The 8,509-nt window shown below is 66.2% G+C and carries 3 protein-coding genes and 1 pseudogene; 3 read left to right on the top strand and 1 reads right to left on the bottom strand.

All coding sequences use genetic code 11. The features are described 5' to 3' along the window. A pseudogene (locus ACWCP8_RS36970) lies at positions 1-204 on the top strand (ISAzo13-like element transposase-related protein); the annotation flags it as partial. A gap of 198 nt (positions 205-402) precedes the next feature. Here ACWCP8_RS36970 and ACWCP8_RS36965 read toward each other — a convergent pair. Then, on the bottom strand, positions 403-3,021 hold the full coding sequence (locus tag ACWCP8_RS36965) for a tetratricopeptide repeat protein (protein WP_451120704.1): 2,619 nt from the start codon (positions 3,019-3,021) through the stop codon (positions 403-405). Between the two features lie 1,318 nt (positions 3,022-4,339). Between ACWCP8_RS36965 and dnaE the strand changes: the two genes are divergently transcribed. Both dnaE and ACWCP8_RS36955 read left to right on the top strand, forming a co-directional pair. Continuing rightward, positions 4,340-7,927 carry a DNA polymerase III subunit alpha gene (gene dnaE / locus ACWCP8_RS36960; protein ID WP_451120702.1) on the top strand — a complete coding sequence of 1,196 codons (3,588 nt, stop codon included), beginning with the start codon at positions 4,340-4,342 and terminating at the stop codon, positions 7,925-7,927. Further along, on the top strand, positions 7,924-8,274 hold the full coding sequence (locus ACWCP8_RS36955; protein WP_451120700.1) for a DUF6300 family protein: 351 nt from the start codon (positions 7,924-7,926) through the stop codon (positions 8,272-8,274). The genes dnaE and ACWCP8_RS36955 overlap by 4 nt, the downstream gene beginning before the upstream one ends. Positions 8,275-8,509 lie beyond the last annotated feature (235 nt).

Below are 8,509 nucleotides of genomic sequence, written 5' to 3'. Positions count from 1 at the left end.
CTGGAGGTACTGATCGAGCCGCACACCCGAGGTGATCCCGTCTCTCCGTTGCGCTGGACCACTTTGTCACTTCGAGCCCTTGCCTCGACCCTTACCGCACAGGGCCACCCGGTTAGCGCTTCAACCGTCGGGCACCTGCTGCACGCCATGGGCTACAGCCTGCAGGGAACCGCGAAGACGACCGAGGACCGGACGACTCATCCACTCAACCAGCCCACATTCCCCTGCCCCAAACCCCTTGTAGACCATCCGGCGGTACGGTGAGGTCGATCTACGTCGGTCACTCTCGGCGGGGCGGCGGGCATCACCCAGCCTCGCGCCACTCGGCGAAACGCAGCATTTCACCGTCGTAGGCCCGGTTCGTCGCGTGCGAGATACCCACCTCGACGTCGTCTCGGCCGGTCAGTCCTCGTCCGGGATCGCCTGAGCGCCGTCCCGCCCAGGCATCCGGACAAACACCGGGTTGGTCGAGATCGCCGAGGACTCCATGCCATCGGCCTCGTCGGATGCCCCGTCGGCGCGCAGTGCCCGGATCAGGTCGTGCAGGACCACCGCCTCGTTCCACTCGTACGCCCCGCCCCCGTAGATGGCCAGCGTCGCCTCCAGGTCGCTGCGCGCCTTGTCCAGCTGTCCCAATTCGCGGTGGGCAACGCCCCGCAGGTGTCTGGCCATGGCCTCCGCGTACGCGTCGCCAGCCCGCACAGTCACGTTGATCGCCTCGGTGAGGGGAGTCAGCGCCTCGCCCGGGCGGCCCTGTCGCAGGTGCAGCCAGCCGACGTCTCGCTGGGTGTGGCTGAACCACATCTCGTTCCCGAGCTGCCGGAACAGGGCGAGGGCCGCCTGTGCCGAAGCCCAGGCTTCGTCGAACCGTTCCATGCCGGCGTACACGCGGATCCGCGCGTTGTCGATGCGGCCGATCCATAGCCGCTCGCCCATGGGACCGAAGATGTCCTCGGCCTTGTCATAGGCCTCCAGGGCGTCCTGGCGGCGGGCGAGCAGCCGGTAGATCTTGCCCAACGCGTAGAGGCTCGCGCCTTCCCAGACCCTGTCGTTCAGGAACCTGAAGTCGTGGACGGCTTGCTCCAGGAGCGGCGCAGCCTCCTCTGGCCTGCGCAAGTACCCGAGCGTCTCAGCCAGGGTGCGTCGAAGGCGCGCCTGTGCCCTCCTGTCCCCGAACTCCTCGGCCAGCCGCAGCGCCTCCCGCTGACTCTCCTCCGCCTTCTCGGGCTGACCGCGCCACCTCTGGAACTCGCCCAGCTTCTCCAGCGAGGACAGCAGATGCCACAAGTCGTTCTCCGTGCGCAGCTCCTGCACGGCTGTGGTCATCTGCTCCAGCGCCGCCGAATAGTCGCTCTTGGCTGCGTGGGCACGTGCCACGACCATCCGGTCCCGTGCGGTCAGCGCAATGGCGGGATCGGGAGATCCCCCCGGCAGGAACAGGTCCATGGCCGTGTCCGGTATCCCGTTTCCCAGGGCGGCCACGGCGCGTCCGCGACGCAGGCTCCGGACCACCCGAGCCCGCTGCTCGTCCCCCTCGTCGAAGAGCCACTGGGCGGACTCCGAGGACAGGTTCACGTCGTCGAGGAAGTACGACAGGCCCTCGGCGATCTCAGCGCCCTCGGGCTCCATGCCCAGGCGCCGGGCGCGGGCGATCGCCCACTGGATACGCTCGATCTCCCCGGCAACCCAGGGCCCCGCCGACTCGCGGTCCAGGTTTCCCGTGCGCTCGTGCGACGCCTCCGTGCCCAGTTCCGGGGCACGCCCCGTGGCCAGGTACACGATGGCCTCCCGGTAGGCCCGTACCAGGCGCTCCTCGGCGCCACGGCGCTCCTCCGGTGGTAGACCTTCGTACTGCTCTCTCGCGAAGACGCGCACCAGGTCGTGAAAGTGGTAGCCGGGATCCAAGGCGCCACTCCCGTGCGCCTCCATCAGGCCCACAGCGACGAGTTCGTCGGAGACGCCTCCGGCCATGGCCGCGGTCGGCAGGCACCACCCGACATGCCAGTCCGTCAGCTTTCCCACGGGCAGGGAGGACATCAGCCCGACCGCCCGCCGGGCCGCCTCCGGCAGATCCCGGTATGTGAGGGATAGACAAGCCTGGAGGCTCAGATTCTCATAGACCAGCTCGTGCAGCCGCGCGCGCTCGTCCTCGAGCCGCGTCCGCATCCGCTGGAGTGTCAGGTCCTCACGCATCCCGATCTTTCCGCCCACGATGCGTAGCGCCAGCGGAAGCCGGCCGCAGAACTGCACGATCTCCAAGGCCGCGGCGGGATCAGCAGCGACGCGCTCCCGGCCCGCGTACACACTGAGGACCTCCAGCGCCTGGTCCTCGTCGGGCAGTCGCACCTCCAGCCGGTGACGCCTGGTGATGTTTCCCGCCGACAGGGCTCTTCTGCTCGTCACAAGCACCGAGCAGCCGGTCCCCACGGGCAGAAGCGGCTGAATCTGTTCGGTGCTGTGCGCATTGTCGAGCACGACTAGCAGGCGCAGGTTGTTCGTGAGGCTGCGGAAGAGGGCGGCCCGGTCGTCCGCCCCGCGAGGGACATTGCCCTGGGCCGCCCCCAGGCTCCGGAGGAACTCCCCCAGGACCTCACCGCTTTCGCGCGGCATGTCGGCCTCACCCCGCAGGTCGACGTAGAGCTGCCCGTCCGGGTAATGCTCCTTGACGCGGTGCGCCGCGTGCAGAGCGAGAGCAGTCTTCCCCGTGCCAGCCGCTCCGTGGACAACGATCACGGTGGCCTGCCCGGCTGCCGGGGCCCCGGGCAGCGCGCCGCTGGTGGGGGTCGGCACGTCCCGGAGTCGCTCGACGAGACTGCTGCTCAGGATGTCCCGCCCCACCAGCACGGGCTCCTGTGGGAGTTGATGACGCAGTTCCAGCCCCGCCCTGGCCGACACGGCCAGATCGTCCGCTGAGTGGCGGTACATGAACGCCGACAGGCCGCCCACTACAGCAGCAACGCCCACGAAGCTGCCCAGCGCCCACTTGTCCTTCAGGACACCGAAAATCAGGTCCCCGGACATCCCGCCCACGGCAACGACCCCCGCGGTACTCGCAAGCAGAAGCCGCTTGCGACGGGTCTGAACCTGAATCGACACCCTGCCCCCCCGGAGTCAACGTGGCCAGATGGTCGCATGGATCACACACCCGTGATGTGAGGAAGCACGGAATCGAGACAGTCAGTCCACGCGGGCCCAACTGTATGGCTCCGTGCGCGACGACGAGCAGCGTTTCGTCAGCAGGTCGGACGAACTACGGAGGCTGGCACGTCTCGGATGTTCACGACGACAAACAGCAGCGGCCCGTCTCAGGAGGGGCTGGCCGGCAACCTACGCCAACGCCTCCCGGCAGACCGAAGTCAAAGGCACTGGCTACTGGGGCTTTTCGTTGCCCTCGTCGAGGGATCGAATCATTCGTGGAATCGTGACTGTCGCACGTGCGGGTGATCAGCTTGGGCGGCCCGTGACAAGACCGTGGCGACGGCCGGTTGAGCCGAGCGTGCGAAAACTGCTCTCGTACGCCCTGGCCGTATGCGCGCCACTGTGCACACTGCTGCCTGCGGCCCATGCCCTGCCGGTCACGGCCTCAACGGTCGTCGTGGCCTGGGACTTCAACTCGTGTGGCTACCAACCGAAGTCGGCCCTACGGCTGCGAAGCGGCCCGAGCACGAACCACACGACACTGGGGGTGCTCTACCCGGCGGACTCCATCAGCGCCGACAGAGCAAGGGGGGACCTGGTATCGGGTGAGCCTGCAAGACCGCTCCAAGTCCGGCTTGAAGTCTGGCACCACGTGCTGGGTCGCGAAGTACGGCGTCAAGCCCCAGGTGTGTATGCAGTTGGACTGATTAAGCGATCGGCGAGGTAAGCAACGGGCGGGGTGAGTGGAAGAAGCCCCGCTCACCCCGAGTGACGTGTCTGGCTGCTCTGGGGGTGGGCGGAAATTGCGGGGCGTTTCGTGGTCAGTAGACCCTCGGTTCGGCGTCTGTGACGCGCACCGGTTGGGCCAGGCCGCCCGGGGTTTTGCCCTTGAAGACGACCTCGCAGGAGTACTGCGTCTTCGCATGCCGAGGTACCAGTGCGGCCTTGGGGATGTGTCATTGCAGCGCGCGTGGTCGATGCTCTCGCGGTAGTTGCCGTATAGCAGGCGCGCGACGCCGTCGCTGGTAAGCCCGCCGAGAACCGCGATCTGAGAGTGCGCGGTGACAACTTTGCGTGATCGCCCGAGGTCATCGTCCGGATCCCTTTTGATCACCATCGAAGCGGGCGGGGGAGCGCTCTCCACGTCCCGCTGGGGGATAGGGTCAAGGCTTTCCACGAGCGCCTCGGAGGTGCCTGCCCGGTGTCCGACAGCTTTGTTCACCTGCACAATCACACCGAATACTCGATGCTCGACGGTGCTCAGCGGCTCAAGCCGATGTTCGCCGAGGTAGAGCGTCAGGGCATGCCGGCCATCGCCATGAGCGACCACGGCAACATGTTCGGAGCGTACGAGTTCCAGCAAGTGGCCAAAGGCTTCGACGGCGTCAAGCCGATCATCGGGATCGAGGCATACGTCGCCCCGTCCTCGCGTCGAAACCGCAAACAGGAGTTCTGGGGCCCCGGCGGTGTCAGGGCCATGTCGGACGACGGCGAGGGCTCAAAGGACGTCAGTGGCGGTGGCCGCTTCACCCACATGACGATGTGGGCGCGGAACGTCAAGGGACTGCAGAACCTGTTCTATCTGTCGACAGAGGCGTCGTACACGGGGCAGTTCCCGGCCGGCAAGCCGCGTATGGACATGGAGCTGATCGCCGAGCACTCCGAGGGGATCATCGGGACGACCGGCTGCCCCTCGGGTGCGATCCAGACCCGGCTGCGTCTGAACCAGTACGACGAGGCCCGGGAGATCGCAGCCCAGTACCAGGACATCCTCGGGAAGGAGAACTACTTCTTGGAGCTGATGGACCACGGCCTGGATCTGGAGTGCAACGTCCGGGGGGATCTGCTGCGCCTGGCGAAGGATCTCGGCATCCCGCTGCTGGCCACTAATGACGCGCACTACGTCCTCGAAGAGCATGCGGACGCGCACGACAACCTGCTGTGTATCGGTGTGGGCAAGAACAAGGACGATCCGGGCCGGTTCAAGTTCAACGGCACCGGCTACTACCTCAAGACCGCAGTCCAGATGCGGGAGCTGTTCTCCGAGATTCCGGAGGCCTGCGACAACACTCTCCTGATCGCGGAGCGCATCGAGTCGTACGCATCGGTGTTCGAGAACGTCGACGAGATGCCGAACTTCCCCGGCGTTCCCGAGGGCGAGACGCAGGAGTCCTGGCTTCGCAAGGAGTGCCTCAAGGGCCTCGCCATGCGCTACGGCGACCCGATCCCGGCCGAGGTTCTGGAGCGGTTCGAGACCGAGATGAAGGTCATCGGGCCGATGAACTTCTCCAGCTACTTCCTCGTCGTCGCGGACATCTGCCAGTACGCCCGCGACCAGAAGATCCCCGTCGGCCCCGGTCGTGGATCGGCGACCGGCTCGATTGTCGCGTACGCCACCCGCATCACCGAGCTGTGCCCCCTGGAACACGGTCTGCTCTTCGAGCGGTTCCTGAACCCGGAGCGCATCAACCCGCCGGATGTCGACCTCGACTTCGATGACCGCCACCGCGACCGGATGGTGCGCTACGTCGTCGACAAGTACGGCGACGAGTACACCGCCATGGTCAACACCTTCGGCAAGCTCAAGGCCAAGAACGCGATCAAGGACACATCGCGGCTCCTGGGCTACCCGTTCAGTCACGGCGAGCGGATCACGAAGGCCCTGCCGCCGGACGTAATGGGCAAGTCCATCCCGATCAACGGGATCTTCGACGAGAGCCACCCCCGCTACGGGGAGGCCGGCGAGATCCGGGCCCTGTACGAGAACGAACCGGACGTCAAAAAGGTCGTCGACGGCGCCAAGGGCGTCGAGGGCCTCATCCGTAACACCGGCGTCCACGCGGCCGCGGTCATCCTGTCGAAGACCCGGCTCACCGACCGTATTCCGCTCCACATGCGCGCCAAGGACGGCGTCAAGATCACCGGCTTTGACTACCCCAGTTGTGAGGACATGGGGCTGGTCAAGATGGACTTCCTGGGACTACGGAACCTGGGCGTGATCGACCACGCACTCCAGAACATCCGCGAGAACCGTGGCAACAACATCACCACCGACACGATGCCGACGGACGGCGCGCAGCAGATCCCGCTGGATGACGCCACGACCTTCCAGCTCCTGGCACGCGGCGACACCTTCGGCGTGTTCCAGCTCGACGGCGGCGGCATGCGGACCCTGCTGAAGCTGATGGAACCCTCCCGGTTCGAAGACATCGCAGCAGCCCTTGCCCTCTACCGGCCCGGCCCCATGGCGGCGAACGCGCACACGAACTACGCGCACCGCAAGACCGGCCGCCAAGAGATCGAGCCGATCCACCCGGAACTGAAGGAGGCCCTGGAGCCGATCCTGGGCAACACCTTCCACCTGCTCATCTACCAGGAGCAGATCATGGCCATCGCCCGGCAGCTCGCCGGGTACACCTTGGGCGGCGCCGACCTGCTGCGGCGAGCGATGGGCAAGAAGAAGCCCGAGGTGCTGGCCGCCGAGTGGGAGAAGTTCCACGGCGGGATGAAGGACAACGGCTACTCCGAGGAATCCATCAAGGATTTGTGGGACGTCATGCTCCCGTTCTCGGGCTACGCGTTCAACAAGTCCCACACCGCCGGATACGGCCTCGTCTCCTACTGGACCGCCTACCTCAAGGCGAACTACCCGGCCGAGTACATGGCCGCGCTCCTCACCTCCGTGGGGGACGACAAGGACAAGGCGGCGATCTACCTGGCCGACGCCCGGAAACTGGGCGTTTCGGTGCTCCAGCCGGACATCAACGAGTCCGTCGCCAACTTCACCGCCATCGGCAACGACGTACGGTTCGGGCTTCGCTCGGTGCGCAACGTCGGTGAAGGCGTCATCGACTCTCTGGTGGGCTCCCGCAAGTCCAAGGGCAAGTACACCTCCTTCCCCGACTTCCTCGACAAGGCCGACATCGGTGCCCTCAACAAGAGGGCCGTCGAATCACTGATCAAGGCCGGCGCCTTCGACTCGCTGCAGCACAGCCGCAAGGGGCTGTCCGCCATGCACGAGGACGCCATCGACGCCATCATTCCGGTGAAGAAGCAGGCCGCGATCGGGCAGGACGATCTGTTCGGCGACCTCGGTGGCGACAGCGACGAGCCGGCCTTCGGCCTGGACATCCCCATCGACGCCAGCGAGTGGCCCCGCAAGCAGTTGCTGGCCGCGGAGCGCGAGATGCTCGGGCTGTACGTCTCCGCGCACCCGCTGGACGGCACCGAGCACATCCTGTCCCGCAACCGGGACACCACGATCAGCGAACTCCTCGGCTCAGGCCGTACCGAAGGCACTGTCCAGCTGTCCGGCCTCATCACCAGCGTGGACCGCCGGATGACCAAGCAGGGCAACCCCTGGGCGATCCTCAACCTCGCCGACCGTGACGGCGAGATGGAGATCCTGTTCTTCCCAGCCACCTACACCCTCGTCCAGCACGCTCTGATCGCCGACACCGTTGTCTCCGTACAGGGCCGCCTCAACGACCGCGACGGAGCGGTCAGCATCTTCGGGCAGGAGATCCAGGTGCTTGACGTGTCCTCAGCGGAAAGTGGCGGCCGGCCACCGGTCACACTGTCCTTTCCTGCCTACAAGATCAACGAGCGTACGGTGTCCGAACTGAAGCGGATCCTTGCCGCGCACAAGGGCGAGAGCCCGGTACGGATGCGAGTCCAGACGCCCGCGAAGACCGTCCTGTACGAGCTGGGATTCCTGGTAGACCCGACCTCGGTCGCCTCCGACATTAAAGGCACCTTCGGCCCCGACGCCTGGCAAGGCGCCGCGTGAGCGAAGAGGACGACGAAATCGTCCTCCAACTCGCCGATCCACCGGACTGCGCACGGTGTGGGGGAGCTGGGCTGCTCTCGGCCCGGTTCTCGCACTCCTGGAAGAATGTCCGCGGCGAAGAGGTCCCAGGTATGCGGGAGGCCATGCTGTGCCCAGTTTGTGATCGCGGTGAGCCGGCCGCCGACAGGCTCCTGGCATTCTTCGTAGTGCACGAGACACTAGATGCCTCCGAACTGCAGGCCTTCAACAGTCTCGCCGCTGCCTGGGTAGCGGTTGCACGTGCCTGCCAGGTCAACCAGCAGCAGCTCGACAACGAATATGAGCGCTGCCGCAACGGAGAACTGTAGACAGCGGTGCGCCGACAGGGAAGATCTCGTCGGCGCACCGTCGTGCCGGGCGGTTACTGCCCGTCGTAATTGCTATCCGAGCAGCCCGAGTGGCACTGCGAGCAGTTGGCGGCGTGGCCCCACAGCTCAGCGGCGGGTTCGTAGCCGGCCTTGCGAATCGCCTCGATGGCGCGCAGCCGCGTGTCGCGCTTCGGCTCGTAGCTGGCGCCGGGCTCGTCCGTGGTCGAGTGATGGA

Source organism: Streptomyces sp. NPDC002206 (genome assembly GCF_053593595.1).
The sequence above is the reverse complement of the archived record's forward strand: the minus strand, read 5'-3'. Positions and strand labels throughout refer to the sequence as shown.

Bases quoted from the DNA above. Each gene is read 5' to 3' on its own strand.
- ACWCP8_RS36965 (WP_451120704.1), bottom strand. From the start codon at position 3,021: ATGTCCGGGGACCTGATTTTCGGTGTCCTGAAGGACAAGTGGGCGCTG.